Genomic DNA, 16,952 nt, shown 5'->3' with positions numbered 1-16,952 from the left:
ACACCGCTCAGCCCGACAGGGCCAGCCCGGCCGCCAGCAGCACGCCGGTCACCAGGGTGAGCAGACCGGTGGCCTGCAGCGCGGCGATCAGCGCCGGCCCGCGCCCGCCGGTGAGCACCACCCGCGACGGCGGCACCGCCAGCGGCGCGGCGAGCAGCCCCAGCAGCGCCCACGGCCGGACGACGCCGATCGCGGCGACGACGGCGAACGCGCCGGCCAGCAGGCCCACGTAGAACAGGCGGGTCGCGCGGTCGCCGAGCAGCACCGCGAGCGTGCGCTTGCCCACGACGGCGTCCCCGGCGACGTCGCGCAGGTTGTTGACCACCAGCAGCGCCGTCGACAGCAGCCCGATCGGCACCGCCGCCGCCAGGGCGAGCCCCTCGACCCGGCCGGTCTGCACGAACGTCGTCCCGGCGACGGCGACCAGGCCGAAGAAGACGAAGACGAACACCTCGCCGAGCGCCCGGTAGCCGTAGGGCAGCGGGCCGCCGGTGTAGGTCCAGGCCGCGGCGATGCACACCGCGCCGACGGCGACCAGCCACCAGCTCGACAGCGCGGCCAGCACCAGCCCGGCTCCGGCCGCGACGGCGAAGGCCAGCAGCGCCGCCACGAGGACCGACCGGGCGCTGGCCGCGCCGGAGCCGACCAGCCGCATCGGCCCGACCCGGTCGGCGTCGGTACCGCGCTTGCCGTCGGAGTGGTCGTTGGCGTAGTTGACCGCCACCTGCAGCGCCAGCGCCACCAGCAGCGCCAGCAGCGCCGGGACCAGCCGGAAGCCGCCGAGGGCGGCCGCGGCGCCCGTGCCCACGAGCACGGGCGCGAGGGCGGCGGGCAGCGTGCGCGGCCGGGCGCCGGCCACCCACTGCGCGGGCGTCGCCATCAGGCGGTACCGGCACCGGTCAGGCGGGCCGCGACGCCCCGGCGGTCGGGCTTGCCGGTGTGCAGCGTCGGGACGGCGTCGAGCACGTGCAGCTCGCGCGGCGCCGACGGCGCACCGAGCCGGTCGGCCACCCAGGGGCGCAGGGCGGTGAGGTCGGGCGCGGCGCCCGCGGACGGGACGACGGCGGCCACCACCCGCTGCCCCCACTCCTCGTCGGGCCGGCCGAAGACCACGGCGTCGGCCACGTCCGGGTGCTCGCGCAGCACGCCCTCGACCGCCTGCGGCGCGACGTTGACGCCGCCCGTGACGACGACGTCGTCGAGCCGCCCGGTCACGGTGAGCCGGCCGTCCGGGCCGAGGGACCCGGCGTCGCGGGTGCGGAACTCACCGCCGACGAAGGCCGCAGCCGTGCCCTCCGGGTCCCGCCGGTAGCCCACGGCCAGGACCGGTCCGGCGACGGCGATGCCCTCGTCGTCGGCACGGACGCGCACGCCGTCGAGCGGGACGCCGTCGTAGACGCAGCCGCCGGCGGTCTCGGTCGTGCCGTAGGTGGTCACCACGGCGACCCCCTCCGCGCGGGCCCGCGCCAGCAGGCCGGGGTCGGTGGCCGCGCCGCCCACGAGGACGGCGTCGAGGGCGCGCAGCGCGTCGGGCTCCGAGCCGAGGTACCGGCGCAGCTGCGTGGGCACCAGGGCCGTGTAGCGGCGGCCGGCGGGCATCCGGGCGACCGCGGCGGCGAGGTCCTCGCCCGGCCCGAGCACCGTCGGCGTCGTGCCGGCCAGCACCGAGCGGCAGAGCACCTGCAGCCCGGCGATCGCCGACACCGGCAGCGCCAGCAGCCAGCTGCCCGGCCCGCCGAGGCGGGCCAGCGTCGCGGTGCCCGACGCCCGCAGCGCCGACGCCGGCAGCAGGACCCCGCGGCCGCGGCCGGTGGACCCGGAGGTGACGACGACGAGGTCGGCGCCGTCCTCCAGCGGCTCGTCGGCGGCGAGCACCTCGCGGGCCGCGGCGGCCGGCGGCCCGGCCGGGAGGACGGCGAGCGGCGCGGTGCCGTCGAGGCAGGCGCGGGCGGCGGGCAGCACGGTGCCGAGGACGGCGCCGGGGGAGTCCGGCGCGGCGAGGACGGTCAGCTGCCGGGGCACGTCGAACGAGGGTACGGCGCGCGCACCTAGGCTTGCGGGCGTGATCACCACCGCGTTCCCGCCGGGGATCGACGCGGCGGCGGTGTGGTCGGTGCCGATGCGCACCCGCTTCCGCGGCATCGACGTCCGCGACGGCGTCCTGGTGCGCGGGCCGGCCGGCTGGGGTGAGTTCTCCCCGTTCTGGGACTACGGCGTCGCCGAGAGCCGCCGCTGGTGGGCCGCCGCCGCGGAGGCCGCGCTGGAGGGCTGGCCGGCGCCGCTGCGCGACTCCGTGCCGGTGAACGTGACCGTGCCGGCCGTGGACGCCGAGCGGGCCCACGCGGTCGTGGCGGCGTCGGGCTGCCGGACGGCGAAGGTCAAGGTGGCCGAGCCCGGGCAGACGCCCGCCGACGACCTCGCCCGGGTGGAGGCCGTCCGCGACGCGCTCGGTCCGGGCGGCGCGATCCGGGTCGACGCCAACGCCGCCTGGGACGTCGACACCGCAGTGGCCCGCATCCGGGAGCTCGGCCGGGTGGGCCTGGAGTACGTCGAGCAGCCCTGCGCCACCCTCGGCGAGCTGGCCAGGCTGCGCCGGCGCACCGACGTCCGGGTGGCCGCGGACGAGGTGGTCCGCCGCGCCGACGACCCGCTGGCGGTCGACCTGCGCGAGGCCTGCGACGTCGTCGTCCTCAAGGTGCAGCCGCTCGGCGGCGTGCGCGCGGCGCTGCGCGTGGCCGAGGCGCACGGGCTGCCGTGCGTCGTCTCCTCGGCGCTGGAGTCCTCGGTCGGCATCGCCGCGGGCGTCGCGCTGGCCGCCGCGCTGCCCGAGCTGCCCTTCGCCTGCGGGCTGGCCACCGTCGCGCTCCTGACCGGCGACGTGACCGGGACGCCGCTGCTCCCGGTCGACGGCGCCCTGCCGGTGCGCGCGGTGACGCCCGACGAGGTGGCCTCCGTGGCCGCCCCACCCGACGTGACGGCGCGGTGGACCGAGCGGCTCACCGCGGTGCTGGCCGCGTGAACCCCTCCACCGCGCTGGCCCGCGTGCTGGTCGACGAGCTGCTGCGCGGCGGGGTCACCGACGCCGTGGTGGCGCCCGGGTCGCGGTCCGCGCCGGTCGCGCTGGCGCTGGCCGCCGCCGAGCGGGCCGGCGTCCTGCGGCTGCACGTGCGCATCGACGAGCGCACCGCGGCCTTCCTCGCCCTGGGCCTGGCCCGCGCGTCGGGCCGGCCGGTGCCGGTGCTCACCACCTCGGGGACGGCGACCGCCCACCTGCACGCCGCGGTCCTCGAGGCCGACGTGAGCGGCGTGCCGCTGGTGGCGCTGACCGCCGACCGGCCGCCGGAGCTGCGCGCCACCGGGGCCAACCAGACCATCGAGCAGCCCGGCCTCTACGGCGGCGCGGTGCGCTGGGCTGCCGACGTCGGCGTGCCCGAGGCCGGCCGCGAGGCCGCGCAGAACCGCTACTGGCGATCGGTGGTGTCGCGGGCGCTGCTCGCGGCCACCGGCGTGCTGTCGGCCGACCCGGGGCCGGTGCACCTCAACCTGGCGTTCCGCGAGCCGCTGCTGCCCGACGGCGACCCGGCGCCCGCCGGCGAGTGGGCCGGCCGCGACGGCGGCGCACCCTGGACGGCCGCCACCGCGCCAGGACCCGTCGCCGACCCGCTGCCGAACGGGCCGCGCACCCTGGTCGTGGCCGGCGACGCGCCGACCTCCTTCGGCCGGGCGTGGGCCGCCGGAGCGGCCGCGGCCGGCTGGCCGGTGGTCGCCGAGCCGAGTGGCGGCGCGTGGACCGGCGACGCCGTGCGCGGCGGGGCGCTCCTGCTCGGGGTGTCCGACTGGCTCGACGCGCACCGGCCGGAGCGGGTCGTCGTGGTCGGGCGGCCGACGCTGTCGCGGCCGGTGTCGGCGTTGCTGGCCGACCCGCGGGTCAGCGTGCAGACCGTCGTCGCGACGCCGCGCTGGCCCGACGCCGGCCGCTCCAGCGGGCTGGTCACCCGGGCCGCACCCCCGGCTGGTCCGGCGTCCGACGACGGCTGGGCGGCGGCCTGGCAGGACGCCGCCGGCCGGGTCGGGACGGCGGTCGACGCGCTGCTCGACGGCGCGCCCGGGCTGACCGCGGCGCGGCTGGCCCGCGACGTCGTCGCCGCGCTGCCCGCCGGGGCGCTGCTGGTGCTCGGCTCCTCGACGCCGGTGCGCGACGTCGACCGGCTCGCCGTCCCCCGCGCGGAGGTGACCGTGCTGGCCAACCGCGGCGTCGCCGGCATCGACGGGACGGTCTCGACCGCGGTCGGGGCGGCGCTGGTGCACGGCGGGCCGGCGGTGGCGCTCATGGGCGACCTGACGTTCCTGCACGACCTGCAGGGGCTGCTCGTCGGCGACGGGGAGCCGCGGCCGGACCTCACGGTCGTGGTGCCCGACAACGACGGCGGCGGGATCTTCGCCCAGCTCGAGCCCGGCCGGCCGGCGTACGAGCGCGACTACCGGCGGGTGTTCGGGACGCCGCACGGCCGCGACCTGGTCGCCGTGGCGCAGGGCCTCGGCTGGGAGGCGACGGCGGTGCGCGACGCCGGCGAGCTGCCCGCCGCGCTGGCGCTGGGCGGACCGCGCGTGGTCGTCGTCCGCACCGACCAGCGGGCCGAGGCCGACCTCGCCGTCGCCCTGCGCGACGCGGCGGCCCGCGCGCTCGGCTGACGGTGCGCCGGCGTCCTCAGCCGGGCCGGCGCCACACCAGGGAGTACCGCCAGAACAGCAGCCGCCGCACCCGGACGCCGGGCAGCGCGGCCCGCGCCCGCCGCCGGACCTCGCGGACGGTCAGCTCCGGCTCGCGCACCGGCATCCCGGGGACCGGCCCGGTGCGCGGCGCCCGTCGCAGCAGCCGCCAGACCCCGACGGCGCAGTGCGCCACCGCGGCCAGCGCCTCGACCGGCAGCTCACGGGGCAGGTCGGTGCGCGGCAGGGCGACGGCGGCCAGCACGCCGCCGGGCCGTACCGCGGCGGCCCACGTCCGCAGCGCCGGCTCGAGCGGGAGGTGGTGCAGCGCGCTCACGCTGACGACGGCGTCGTAGCCGCCCGCGGGCAGGTCGAGGTCCGCGACGTCGGCCTCGACCACGCGGACGGACGGCGGAACCCGCGCCCGGGCCAGCGCGACCATCTCCGGCGACCGGTCGACGGCGTCCACGCGGACGCCCCGGCGGGCCAGCAGGGCGGCGAGGTCGCCGGCGCCGCAGCCGACCTCGAGCACGCGGTCGCAGCGGGGCGGCAGCGCCCGCAGCAGCAGCGGCCAGTAGTGCGCGTTGTGGTCCCAGGACAGGTCCGGGACCGGCCGCATCAGCTCTCCAGCGCGGCCTGCACGGCGGCGAACTTCGACTGGGTCTCGGCCAGCTCGGCGGAGGGGTCGGAGCCGGCGACGATGCCGCAGCCGGCGAACAGGCGGGCGGTGGCCGGGTCGTCGTCGGAGAGCTGGGCGCAGCGCAGCGCCAGGCCGAACTCGCCGTCGCCGCGGGCGTCCAGCCAGCCGACCGGGCCGGCGTAGCGGCCGCGGTCCATGCCCTCGAGCTCGCCGATCACCGCGGCGGCGCGGTCGGGCGGGGTGCCGCAGACGGCGGCGGTCGGGTGCACGGCGTCGACCAGCTCCAGCAGCCCGGCGCGGCCGCGGGCCCCCGTCCGGCGCTGCGTGCCGACGACGTCGGTGGCCAGGTGCCGCACGTTGGCCAGCGTCAGCAGCGACGGCTCCTCCGGCACCGACAGCGCCGAGCAGTAGGGCTCCAGCGCCTGCACCAGCGAGTCGACGGCGAGGGCGTGCTCGGCGCGGTCCTTGGCCGAGTCCAGCAGCCCGGCGGCCAGCCGGTCGTCCTCGGCCCCGGCGCCGCGCGGGGCGGTACCGGCCAGCACCCGCGCGGACAGCTCCCGGCCGGTGCGGCGCAGCAGCAGCTCCGGGGTCGCACCGAGCAGGCCGTCGACGGCGAAGGTCCAGCAGTCGGGGAAGCGGGCGGCCAGCCGGTCGAGCAGCCGGCGCGGGTCGAGCGGGACGTCGGCGGTGACCAGCAGGTCGCGGGCCAGCACGACCTTGGCCAGGTCGCCGTCGCCGATGCGGGCCACCGCGGCGGCGACCGCGGAGCACCAGGAGGCGGGGTCGAGCGCGCCGTCGGCGTAGCGCAGCCGGGCGGGGGCCGACTGCAGCGGCAGGGGACCGGCCAGCACGTCTCGCGGGTCGGCGTCGCCGGTGGTGGTCAGCCAGGTGACGCCGCCGCGGCGGCCGACGACGACCTCCGGGACGACGAACACCGACGTCCCGGCGGCGGGGTCGAAGGCGATGCTCGCGAAGACGACCGGGCCCGAGCCGGGGACGCCGATCCCGTCGTCGACGGCCAGGTCGGCGCTGCGGTCGGCCCACCAGGCGGCCGCCTCGGCCAGCGCGCCGGGACCGCAGACCTCGAGCCGGTCGGCCTCGCCCCAGCCGACCAGGCCCTCGCCGCGGCGCACCCACGACAGCGCGCCGGTGGCGGGCAGATGGCGCAGCAGGTCGGGGGAGTCGGGCAGCGCGACGGTGGTGACGGCGGGCGTGACGGCGTCCGGCGAGGTCACGGCGGCCGCGGTCACGCTCCCAGAGTAGGCAGCCGGTAGCGTCGGCCGCCGTGGGTCACCGGCGAGACAGCGCACACACCGCCGGGGCGCGGGCCGGTCCGGACAAGCAGCCGCACGAGGTCGCGGCCATGTTCGACGGCGTCGCCCGCCGCTACGACCTCACCAACACCGTGCTCTCGGGCGGCCGCGACGTCTCCTGGCGGCGGGCCACCCGGGAGGCGCTGGGCGCCCGGCCCGGGGACGTCGTCCTCGACGTCGCGGCCGGGACGGCGGTGTCCACCGTGGAGCTGGCGACGGGGGGCGTGCACGCGATCGCCTGCGACTTCTCCCAGGGGATGCTGCGGGCCGGGGCGGCGCGGCCGGTGCCCAGGGTGGCCGGCGACGCGATGGCGCTCCCGCTGGCCGACGCGAGCGTCGACGGGCTGGTCATCTCCTTCGGCCTGCGCAACGTGGCCGACCCCGACGCCGCGCTGCGCGAGTTCGCGCGGGTGGTGCGGCCGGGCGGCACGCTCGTCGTCTGCGAGTTCTCCAGCCCCGTCTGGGCGCCGTTCCGCACCGTCTACACCGAGTACCTCATGCGGGCGCTGCCGCGGATCGCGCGAGCGGTGAGCAGCAACCCCGACGCCTACGTGTACCTGGCCGAGTCGATCCGCGCCTGGCCCGACCAGCCGGCGCTGGCCGCGCGCATCCAGGCGGCCGGGTGGGCCGACGTCGAGTGGCGCGACCTCACCGGCGGCATCGTCGCGCTGCACCGCGCCCGCCGTCCCTGAGCGCCCCCACCCCTCGCACGCACGGGACGGGGCCGCCCTGCGCTGACGACGGCGCTGCCCGGCGTCGTCTGCGGCCGGGTCCTCCGACGATCATGGAGCTGTGGTGGCGACGCGCCGCGCAGGACCGGCGTGTCGCCACCGCCACCTCGTGATCGTCCGCAGGCGACCCGCGGCGCCGTCCGCCCTGGGCGGAGGGGGTCCCAGCGCGCCCGCCCGGGTCTAGCGTCGGTCCATGACGACACCCACGCCGATGCCCGAGCCGCCCGGGCCCTCGCCGTCGCCCGTCGACCCGATCTCGCCCCCGTCGCCGGCGCCGGTCCCACAGCCCAGCCCCACGGACCCCACCGCACCGCCACCCTCGGGGCCGCAGCCCGTCTGATCGACAGCGCGGTGGACGGCCGCCGTCCGTTCGCCGACCGGCGCGACGCCGGCCGGCTGCTCGCCGCGCGCCTCACCGACCCCGCCCGCGCCGCCGCCGTCCCGCTGGGACCCCACGCGCTGGTCCTCGGCCTGCCCCGCGGCGGCGTCCTCGTCGCCGCCGAGGTCGCCGCGGCGCTCGGGGCGGAGCTCGACGTCGTCGCCGTCCGCAAGCTCGGCCTGCCCGGCCGTCCCGAGCTGGCCATGGGTGCCCTCGCCGCGGTGGGGGACACCGTCGAGAGCGTCCGCAGCGAGGCCGTGCTCGCCTCCGTGATCGTCGACGCCGCCGCCGCGGACGAGGTCCGCCGTACCGAGCTCACCGAGCTGCGCCGTCGCCAGCTGGCCTACCGTGGCGACCGCCCGCCGCCCGCCCTCGCCGGCCGCACCGTCGTCCTCGTCGACGACGGCCTGGCCACCGGCTCCACCGTGCGCGCGGCGCTGACCGCCGTCCGCGGTGCCGACCCCGCCGCCGTCGTCGTCGCCGTCCCCGTCGGCGCCGTCGACGTGTGCGCCACGCTGGACGCCGAGGAGGTCGTCTGCCTGCTCACCCCCTCCCCGTTCGGCGCCGTGGGCCGGTACTACGACGACTTCGGCGAGACCACGGACGACGAGGTCCGGGCGGCCCTGTCCCGGTCCCCGGCCTAGGGTCGGTCCGAGCCGGCCGGCGCCGGTGACCGACGAGCGAGGGGGCCTGCGCGTGCCGAGTCCGACGTCCGAGGTCCCGTCGAGCACCGGCGGCACCGCCGACGTCGTGGTGGTCGGCGCCGGCCCCGCGGGGTCGGCCGCGGCCTGGACGCTGGCCACCGCCGGGCGCGACGTCGTCCTGCTCGAGAAGGCCCGCTTCCCCCGCGAGAAGGTCTGCGGCGACGGCCTCACGCCGCGGGCGGTCAAGGCGCTCGACGAGATGGGCGTGGACACCTCCCCGGCCGCGGGCTGGGTGCGGCACCGGGGCCTGCGCGTCTTCGGCGGCGGCCAGGTGGTCGAGGTCGACTGGCCGCAGCTGTCGTCCTGGCCGGACTTCGGGCTCATCCGGGCCCGCAAGGACCTCGACCCGCTGCTCGCCGCCCACGCCGTCGCCGCCGGCGCCCGCCTCGAGCAGGAGGTCACCGTCACCGACCCGCTGCTCGACGACGCCGGCCGGGTCGCCGGGGTGCACGCGCAGGCCGGTCCGGGGCGCGAGCCGGTGACCTGGCGCGCGCCGCTGGTCGTCTCCGCCGAGGGCCTCTCCGGCCGGCTGGCCAAGTCGCTCGGGCTGCTGCGCCGCGAGGACCGGCCGCTGGGCGTCGCCGTCCGCCGGTACGTGGAGACGCCGCGCGGTGAGGACCCCTACCTCGACATCTCCTTCGACCTCTCCGCCGACGGGCCCACCGCCGAGTCCATGCCCGGCTACGGCTGGTCCTTCGGCATGGGGGACGGCACGGCCAACGTCGGCTTCGGCCTGCTCGACACCCGCCGCGGCGGCGAGGCCGACCCCCGGACCGTGCTGCGCCGGTGGCTGGCCACCCTGCCGCCGGAGTGGCAGCTCGGCGAGGAGCACGCGGTCACCCCGCTGCGCGGCGCGGGGCTGCCCATGGCGCTCAACCGCGGCCCGGCCTACACCCGCGGCCTGCTGCTGGCCGGCGACACCGCCGGGGTGGTCAACCCGTTCAACGGCGAGGGCATCAGCTACGCCCTGGAGACCGGCCGCATGGCCGCCGAGACGGCGGTCGCGGCGCTGGCCGCGCCGGAGGGGCCCGCGCGCGAGGCGGTGCTGCGTCGCCACCCCGAGCGGCTGCGCGAGGCCTACGGCCGCCACCACCGCCTCGGCACGGCCTTCCTCGCCCTGCTCGACCGTCCCGGCCTGGTCCGCTTCGCCACCGCCCACGGGCTCAAGCGCCCGGCGATGGTGAACGCGGCGCTGCGGCTGATGGGCAACCTCTCCGACGGCCCCGACGGCGACCGCTTCGACCGGGCCGTCGCGGTGCTCACCCGCCTGGTCCCCTCGGTCTGACCCGCGTCCCGAGCCGGTCCGTGACCGGACCGTGACACGGCGACGTGAACTCACCGACCCCCCGTACTGGTGTCCGGGAACCCTCGGGCATAGGCTCGTGACCGTCTGTTTGTGAATTTGTTCACAAGCGCCGCAGCGGTCCTGTGACGCCGAGGGGAGGCGCCGTGCTCTCGACCTACGTGCCCATCGTGGGCCTGTTCGCGCTGGCCGCGGCCTTCGCCCTGTTCTCCGTGGCGGTGGCGCCGTTCGTCGGCCCCCGCCGCTACAACCGGGCCAAGCTCGAGGCCTACGAGTGCGGTATCGAGCCGGTGCACCAGCCGCTGCACGGCGGCCGCTTCCCGGTGAAGTACTACCTCACGGCGATGCTCTTCATCGTCTTCGACATCGAGATCGTCTTCCTCTACCCGTGGGCCGTCGCCAACGACGCGCTGGGCGTCTTCGGCCTGGTCGAGATGGTCGTGTTCATCGCCACCGTCTTCCTCGCCTACGCCTACGTGTGGCGCCGCGGCGGGCTCGAGTGGGACTGACGGCCATGACACCGACGGCCACGACACCGACGGCCACGACACGGACGGCAGGGAGCTGAGATGGGTCTCGAGGAGAAGGTGCCCAGCGGGTTCCTGCTGACCAGCGTCGAGAAGCTGGTCAACTGGACGCGCAAGTCCTCGCTGTGGCCGGCCACGTTCGGGCTGGCCTGCTGCGCCATCGAGATGATGGCCACCGGCGCCGGGCGCTACGACCTGGCCCGCTTCGGCATGGAGGTCTTCCGCGCCTCGCCGCGCCAGGCCGACCTGATGATCGTCGCCGGCCGGGTGAGCCAGAAGATGGCGCCGGTCCTGCGGCAGATCTACGACCAGATGCCCGAGCCCCGCTGGGTGCTCGCCATGGGGGTGTGCGCCAGCTCGGGCGGCATGTTCAACAACTACGCGGTGGTGCAGGGCGTCGACCACGTCGTCCCGGTCGACATGTACCTGCCCGGCTGCCCGCCGCGCCCGGAGATGCTGATGGACGCCATCCTCAAGCTGCACCACAAGATCCAGAACGAGCCGCTCGGCGAGCGGCGCGCCCGCCAGCTCGAGCGGGACCGGGCCGAGGGCCGCGCCCGCGACCTGCTGGTCGAGATGCCCTCCAGCGTCCGCGTCGACAAGGAGGCCCGCCGGGCCTACGAGCGGGCCGCGGCCGCCGGTCGCGCCGGCCAGTTCGCCATCGAGCGGCGCGGTGGCAACGCCGTCCTCCTGCCCGAGCAGCGCGGCGGCGCCCAGTGACCGGCCCGGGCGACCGCAGCGGCACCGACGCGAGCCAGGGTGCCGCGGCCGGCAGCGGCGGGTTCCGCAAGGGCGCGTTCGGCGTCTCCGGCAGCGGCGACACCTCCGGCTTCGGCGGCCTGGTGCGGGTCGAGCCCGGCGGCGCGGTGGCGCTGCACTCGACCGACCGGCCCTACGGCGGCTGGTTCGACGAGGTCACCGACGCGCTGATCGAGGCCGTCGGCGCGGCCACGTACGCCGCCGCCGTCCGGCGGGTGCTGGTCGACCGCGGCGAGATCACCTACTTCGTCGCCCGCGAGCACCTGCTCACCCTCGTGCAGGCCCTGCGCGACGACGAGGCGCTGCGCTTCGAGCTGTGCAGCAGCGTCTCCGGCGTCGACTACGAGGGCAGCGGCGGTCCGGAGGTCGGACCCGGCCGGCCGCGGCTGCACGTCGTCTACCACCTGACCTCGATGACCTACCGCCGGCGGATCCGGCTCGAGGTCGCCGTCACGGTGGAGGACCCGCACGTGCCGTCGGTCTCGGGCGTCTACCCGACGGCGGACTGGCACGAGCGCGAGACCCACGACATGTTCGGCGTCGTCTTCGACGGCCACCCGGCGCTCACCCGGATCCTCATGCCCGACGACTGGGACGGGTTCCCGCAGCGCAAGGACTACCCGCTCGGCGGCGTGCCGGTGGAGTACCACGACGCGACGATCCCGCCGCCCGACACCCGCCGGAGCTACCGCTGAGCACCACGTACGACCCGTACGCCGGGTCACGGGAGACCACCGAGGGCCGCGTCTACACCGTCACCGGTGGCGACTGGGACCAGACGCTCGGCGCCGACGTCAGCGGCGAGGAGCGCCTCGTCGTCAACATGGGGCCGCAGCACCCCTCCACGCACGGCGTGCTGCGGCTCGTGCTCGACCTCGAGGGCGAGACGGTGACCAAGGCGCGGGTGGTCATCGGCTACCTGCACACCGGCATCGAGAAGAACGTCGAGTACCGCAACTGGACGCAGGGCACGACCTTCGTCACGCGGATGGACTACCTGGCCCCGCTGTACAACGAGGCCGGCTACTGCATGGCGGTCGAGAAGCTGCTCGGCATCGAGGTGCCGCAGCGCGCGCAGACCATCCGCCTGATGGTCATGGAGATCAACCGGATCGCCTCGCACCTGGTCGGGCTGGCCACCGGCGGGATGGAGCTCGGCGCGCTCACCGGCATGACCAACGGCTTCCGCGAGCGGGAGCTGTGCCTGGACGTGCTCGAGGAGATCACCGGCCTGCGGATGAACCACGCCTACATCCGCCCCGGCGGGGTGGCGCAGGACCTGCCGCCGGGCGCGGTCGAGTCCGTCCGCGAGTGGCTCGCCGTCATGCCCGAGCGGCTGGCCGGCTACCACGAGCTGCTCACCGGCCAGCCGATCTGGCAGCGGCGGCTCAAGGACGTCGGCTACCTCGACGTCACCGGCTGTGTCGCGCTGGGCATCACCGGGCCGATCCTGCGCGCCGCCGGGCTGCCCTGGGACCTGCGCAAGGTCGAGCCCTACCTCGGCTACGAGACCTACGACTTCGAGGTGCCCACCGCCGACACCTGCGACGCGTGGGGCCGCTACCTGGTGCGCATGGCGGAGATGCACGAGTCGCTGAAGATCGTCGCCCAGGCGCTCGACCGGCTCGAGCCCGGCCCGGTCATGGTCGAGGACAGGAAGATCGCCTGGCCGGCGCAGCTGTCGCTCGGCGCCGACGGCATGGGCAACTCCCTGGAGCACGTCCGCCACATCATGGGCACCTCGATGGAGGCCCTGATCCACCACTTCAAGCTGGTCACCGAGGGCTTCCGGGTGCCGGCCGGGCAGGTCTACGTGCCGGTCGAGTCCCCGCGCGGCGAGCTCGGCTACCACGTGGTCAGCGACGGCGGCACCCGCCCGTTCCGCGTGCACGTGCGCGACCCCAGCTTCGTCAACCTGCAGGCGACGGCGGCGATGAGCGAGGGCGGCATGATCGCCGACGTCATCGCGGCGATCGCCTCCATCGACCCGGTCATGGGGGGTGTCGATCGATGAGCGCGCTGCCCGGCTCGGCGGAGGGCGCGGCGACGACGGGGCTGGTCGACAGCCCGGTCGAGCCGGTGACCGCGGACCTGCCGCCGCTCACCGAGCAGACCCGGCTCGAGGCGCGGGAGATCATGGCCCGCTACCCGCAGCCGCGCTCGGCGCTGCTGCCGATGCTGCACCTGGTGCAGAGCTACCAGGGCTACGTCTCGCCCCAGGGCGTCGCGCTGTGCGCCGAGGAGCTGGGGCTGACCAAGGCCGAGGTCGGCGCGGTCGCGACCTTCTACACGATGTACAAGCGCCGCCCGACCGGCCGGCACCTGGTCAGCGTCTGCACCAACACGCTGTGCGCCGTCCTCGGCGGGCAGCGGATCATGGACGCGCTGTCGGCCGACCTCGGCGTCCACCACGACGAGACGGCGGCCGACGGCTCGGTCACCCTCGAGCACGCCGAGTGCCTGGCCGCCTGCGACTACGCCCCCGTGGTCACCGTCGACTACGAGTTCTACGACCAGCAGGACGTCGACAGCGCCCGCGCCCTGGTGGCCGCGCTGCGCCGGGGCGAGAAGCCGCCGCCCACCCGGGGCGCGCCGCTCACCGACTTCCGCGGCGTCTCCCGGCAGCTGGCCGGCTTCTCCCAGCACGCCGACGCCGCCGGCGCCCGCGCCGCCGTCGACGCGCCGGGGGAGTGGGGCCCGACGCTGGCCGGCGTCCGGCTGGCCGCCGAGCGCGGCGAGACCGCCCCGCCCATGGCGGGCCCCGAGCCCGGGGCTCCCGACACCGGCGAGCCCGCGGACACCGTCGCGCCGTCCGGGGACGCCGGCCAGACGCCGGAGAAGGAGGCCGGCGACGCCCGCGTCGCCGCCGCCGACAACCCCGCCGAGCGCGCCGGCGCGGAGCAGACGCACCCCGACGAGGGCACCGAGTACGGCCGGAAGACGCCGCCCGGCCCCCGGCCCACCACCGACACACCCGCGGGCACCGAGCCGGGCACCTCCGGCCAAGGACCCACCAGGGAGGCCTGATCCCGTGCCCCTCACCCCCGTCCTCACCTCGCGCTGGGGCGCCGACCAGCCCTGGCGCCTGTCCACCTACGAGTCGCTCGACGGCTACGCCGCGCTGCGCACCGCGCTGTCGATGACGCCCGACGAGCTGGTCTCGCTGGTCAAGGACTCCGGCCTGCGCGGCCGCGGCGGCGCCGGCTTCCCGACCGGCATGAAGTGGAGCTTCATCCCGCAGCCCAAGCCCGGGGAGACGCCCACCGGCCCGGCCGCGATGCCCAAGTACCTCGTGGTCAACGCCGACGAGGGGGAGCCGGGCACCTGCAAGGACCTCCCGCTCATGATGACCGACCCGCACTCGCTGGTGGAGGGCGTGATCATCTCGGCGTACGCGATCCGGTGCCGGTTCGCCGTCATCTACGTCCGCGGCGAGGCGGTGCACGCCCACCGCCGGCTGGTCTCCGCCGTCGAGGAGGCCTACGCCGCCGGCTACCTCGGCACCGACGTCCTGGGCTCCGGCTACGACCTCGAGCTGGTCGTGCACGCCGGCGCCGGGGCCTACATCTGCGGCGAGGAGACGGCGCTGCTCGACTCGCTCGAGGGCTACCGCGGCCAGCCGCGCCTCAAGCCGCCGTTCCCCGCCGTCGCCGGGCTCTACGGCGCCCCGACGGTGATCAACAACGTCGAGACGCTGGCCACGGTCCCGTTCGTCGTCCGCGGCGGCGCCGAGTGGTTCAAGCGCTTCGGGCCGGAGAAGTCGCCGGGGCCGAAGATCTACTCGCTGTCGGGCCGCGTCGTCCGGCCGGGCCAGTACGAGGCCCCGATGGGCACCACGATGCGCGAGCTGCTGGCGATGGCCGGCGGGGTGCGCCCCGGCCACGAGCTCAAGTTCTGGACGCCGGGCGGCTCGTCGACGCCGTACTTCACCGCCGAGCACCTCGACGTCCCGCTCGACTTCGACTCGGTGGCCGCCGCCGGCTCCATGCTGGGCACCACCGCGCTCATGGTCTTCGACGAGACCGACTCGATCGTCGAGGCCACCCTGCGGTTCACCGAGTTCTACGCGCACGAGAGCTGCGGCAAGTGCACCCCGTGCCGCGAGGGGACCTACTGGCTGGTCCAGGTGCTGCAGCGGCTGGTCGACGGCCGGGGGACCGCCGCCGACATCGACCTGCTCACCGACACCTGCGACAACATCCTCGGCCGGTCGTTCTGCGCCCTCGGCGACGGCGCGACCAGCTGCATCACCAGCTCGCTGAAGTACTTCCGCGACGACTACGTCGCCCTGCTGCCCGCCGCCGAGCAGGCCCGCCTCGGGCGCTCGCTGCGGCTCGAGCCGGTCGGAGCCGCCTCATGACGCTCACACCCACCAGCCCCGAGCCCGCCGCGGCGGTGCCGCCCGGCGTCCCCGGGCCGCACACCCCGTCCGACGCCGTCCACTGCACCATCGACGGCTTCGACGTCGCCGTGCCGAAGGGGACGTTGATCATCCGGGCCGCCGAGATGGTCGGCATCCAGATCCCGCGGTTCTGCGACCACCCCCTGCTCGACCCGGTCGGTGCCTGCCGGCAGTGCCTGGTCGAGGTGGAGGGGCAGCGCAAGCCGGTCGCCTCCTGCACCATGCCGGTCAGCGACGGCATGGCCGTGCACACCCAGCTGACCAGCTCGGTCGCCGACAAGGCGCAGCAGGGCACCATGGAGCTGCTGCTGATCAACCACCCGCTGGACTGCCCGGTCTGCGACAAGGGCGGCGAGTGCCCGCTGCAGAACCAGGCGATGAGCAACGGCCGCGCCGAGACCCGCTTCGTCGACGTCAAGCGGACCTATCCCAAGCCGCTGCCGATCAGCAGCGAGATCCTGCTCGACCGCGAGCGCTGCGTGCTGTGCGCCCGGTGCACCCGCTTCTCCCAGCAGGTGGCCGGCGACCCGTTCATCGAGCTGTTCGAGCGGGGCGCGCTGGAGCAGGTCGCCGTCTACGAGGACGAGCCCTTCTCCTCCTACTTCTCCGGCAACACCACCCAGATCTGCCCGGTCGGTGCGCTCACCAGCGCCCAGTACCGGTTCCGCTCACGGCCCTTCGACCTGCGCAGCGAGCCCTCGGTCTGCGAGCACTGCGCCTCGGGCTGCTCGATGCGCACCGACTACCGGCGCGGCAAGGTCATGCGCCGGCTGGCGGGGGAGGACCCGGCGGTCAACGAGGAGTGGACCTGCGACAAGGGCCGCTACGCCTTCCGCTACGCCACCACCAACGACCGCCTCACCACCCCGCTGGTCCGGCGCGACGGCGTGCTGGAGCCGGCGTCCTGGCCCGACGCGTGGACGGCCGCGGCCGAGGGCCTGCGGGCCGCTCGCGCGGCCGGCGGGGTGGGTGTGCTGCCCGGCGGCCGGCTGACGGTCGAGGACGCCTACGCCTACGCCAAGTTCGCCCGCGTCGCGCTCGGCACCCACGACGTCGACGCCCGCGCCCGCGCGCACTCGGCCGAGGAGCAGGCGTTCCTCACCGCGCACGTCGCCGGCACCTACCCCGACAGCGGCGCGGTGACCTACGACGACATCACCGCCGCCCCGGCCGTGCTGCTCGCCGGCTTCGAGCCGGAGGAGGAGTCGCCGATCGTCTTCCTGCGGCTGCGTCGCGCGGTCCGGAAGGGCTCGCTGAGCGTCTACGACCTGGCGCCCTTCGCCACCCGCGCGGCGCAGAAGCTGCAGGCCACCGTGCTGGTCACCCTCCCGGGCACCGAGGCGCGGGCGCTGGGCGCGCTGGCCGAGGGCAGCTGGGGTGGCCCGGCCGTCGAGGCGCTGCGGCAGCCCGGCGCGCTCGTGCTCGCCGGTGAGCGGCTGGCCGAGGTCCCGGGTGCCTTCACCGCGCTCGCCGCGCTGGCCCGC

The 16,952-nt window shown here is 76.6% G+C and carries 16 protein-coding genes; 12 read left to right on the top strand and 4 right to left on the bottom strand.

Going from position 1 to position 16,952, the window contains the following annotated elements:
- Positions 1–7: 7 nt before the first annotated feature.
- Both ABQ292_RS03845 and menE read right to left on the bottom strand, forming a co-directional pair.
- The gene (locus tag ABQ292_RS03845) at positions 8–880 is read right to left on the bottom strand and encodes a 1,4-dihydroxy-2-naphthoate polyprenyltransferase (protein ID WP_369203395.1); all 873 of its coding nucleotides are present in this window, start codon (positions 878–880) and stop codon (positions 8–10) included.
- A complete protein-coding gene (gene menE / locus ABQ292_RS03840; protein ID WP_369203393.1) occupies positions 880–2,022 on the bottom strand; it encodes an o-succinylbenzoate--CoA ligase in 1,143 nt (380 codons plus the stop codon). The genes ABQ292_RS03845 and menE overlap by 1 nt, the downstream gene beginning before the upstream one ends.
- Positions 2,023–2,062: 40 nt before the next feature.
- On the opposite strand from menE, the gene ABQ292_RS03835 reads away from it, so the two are divergent.
- Both ABQ292_RS03835 and menD read left to right on the top strand, forming a co-directional pair.
- Positions 2,063–3,019 (top strand): o-succinylbenzoate synthase, encoded by a 957-nt coding sequence (locus tag ABQ292_RS03835; RefSeq protein ID WP_369203391.1) that lies wholly within the window; start codon positions 2,063–2,065, stop codon positions 3,017–3,019.
- Entirely contained in the window at positions 3,016–4,692 is a 1,677-nt protein-coding gene (menD, locus tag ABQ292_RS03830; RefSeq protein WP_369203389.1) for a 2-succinyl-5-enolpyruvyl-6-hydroxy-3-cyclohexene-1-carboxylic-acid synthase, read from the top strand. The genes ABQ292_RS03835 and menD overlap by 4 nt, the downstream gene beginning before the upstream one ends.
- A gap of 16 nt (positions 4,693–4,708) precedes the next feature.
- On the opposite strand, the gene ABQ292_RS03825 is transcribed toward menD, so the two are convergent.
- Together ABQ292_RS03825 and ABQ292_RS03820 are read right to left on the bottom strand one after the other, a co-directional pair.
- On the bottom strand, positions 4,709–5,329 hold the full coding sequence (locus ABQ292_RS03825) for a class I SAM-dependent methyltransferase (protein WP_369203387.1): 621 nt from the start codon (positions 5,327–5,329) through the stop codon (positions 4,709–4,711).
- The gene (locus tag ABQ292_RS03820; protein ID WP_369203385.1) at positions 5,329–6,600 is read right to left on the bottom strand and encodes an isochorismate synthase; all 1,272 of its coding nucleotides are present in this window, start codon (positions 6,598–6,600) and stop codon (positions 5,329–5,331) included. Before ABQ292_RS03820 ends, ABQ292_RS03825 begins: the two co-directional genes overlap by 1 nt.
- Positions 6,601–6,635: 35 nt before the next feature.
- Between ABQ292_RS03820 and ABQ292_RS03815 the strand changes: the two genes are divergently transcribed.
- From ABQ292_RS03815 to ABQ292_RS03770, 10 genes are all read left to right on the top strand, one after another.
- Positions 6,636–7,355 (top strand): demethylmenaquinone methyltransferase, encoded by a 720-nt coding sequence (locus ABQ292_RS03815; RefSeq protein WP_369203383.1) that lies wholly within the window; start codon positions 6,636–6,638, stop codon positions 7,353–7,355.
- 390 nt (positions 7,356–7,745) lie between these two features.
- Complete coding sequence (locus tag ABQ292_RS03810) at positions 7,746–8,417, top strand: phosphoribosyltransferase (RefSeq protein ID WP_369203381.1); 672 nt, start codon at positions 7,746–7,748, stop codon at positions 8,415–8,417.
- A 52-nt stretch (positions 8,418–8,469) separates the two neighbouring features.
- Positions 8,470–9,762: a geranylgeranyl reductase family protein gene (locus ABQ292_RS03805; protein ID WP_369203379.1), complete on the top strand. Its 1,293-nt coding sequence runs from the start codon at positions 8,470–8,472 to the stop codon at positions 9,760–9,762.
- Between the two features lie 164 nt (positions 9,763–9,926).
- Entirely contained in the window at positions 9,927–10,289 is a 363-nt protein-coding gene (locus ABQ292_RS03800) for an NADH-quinone oxidoreductase subunit A (RefSeq protein WP_369203377.1), read from the top strand.
- A 60-nt stretch (positions 10,290–10,349) separates the two neighbouring features.
- Positions 10,350–11,027, top strand: coding sequence for a NuoB/complex I 20 kDa subunit family protein (locus ABQ292_RS03795; protein ID WP_438940564.1), 678 nt, complete (start codon positions 10,350–10,352; stop codon positions 11,025–11,027).
- The gene (locus tag ABQ292_RS03790) at positions 11,024–11,761 is read left to right on the top strand and encodes an NADH-quinone oxidoreductase subunit C (RefSeq protein ID WP_369203375.1); all 738 of its coding nucleotides are present in this window, start codon (positions 11,024–11,026) and stop codon (positions 11,759–11,761) included. Before ABQ292_RS03795 ends, ABQ292_RS03790 begins: the two co-directional genes overlap by 4 nt.
- A 128-nt stretch (positions 11,762–11,889) precedes the next feature.
- On the top strand, positions 11,890–13,080 hold the full coding sequence (locus tag ABQ292_RS03785; RefSeq protein ID WP_369203373.1) for an NADH-quinone oxidoreductase subunit D: 1,191 nt from the start codon (positions 11,890–11,892) through the stop codon (positions 13,078–13,080).
- The gene (gene nuoE / locus ABQ292_RS03780; protein WP_369203371.1) at positions 13,077–14,093 is read left to right on the top strand and encodes an NADH-quinone oxidoreductase subunit NuoE; all 1,017 of its coding nucleotides are present in this window, start codon (positions 13,077–13,079) and stop codon (positions 14,091–14,093) included. Before ABQ292_RS03785 ends, nuoE begins: the two co-directional genes overlap by 4 nt.
- Before the next feature lie 4 nt (positions 14,094–14,097).
- Positions 14,098–15,426, top strand: a complete 1,329-nt coding sequence (nuoF, locus tag ABQ292_RS03775; RefSeq protein ID WP_369203369.1) for an NADH-quinone oxidoreductase subunit NuoF — start codon at positions 14,098–14,100, stop codon at positions 15,424–15,426.
- Positions 15,423–16,952 (top strand): NADH-quinone oxidoreductase subunit G (locus ABQ292_RS03770; RefSeq protein ID WP_369203367.1); only part of this gene is annotated, 1,530 nt, incomplete at its 3' end. The genes nuoF and ABQ292_RS03770, both read left to right, overlap by 4 nt.

The sequence above is a fragment of the Geodermatophilus maliterrae genome (assembly GCF_041018925.1).
Taxonomy (GTDB): domain Bacteria; phylum Actinomycetota; class Actinomycetes; order Mycobacteriales; family Geodermatophilaceae; genus Geodermatophilus; species Geodermatophilus maliterrae.
This window is presented reverse-complemented; position numbering and strand designations above follow the sequence as displayed.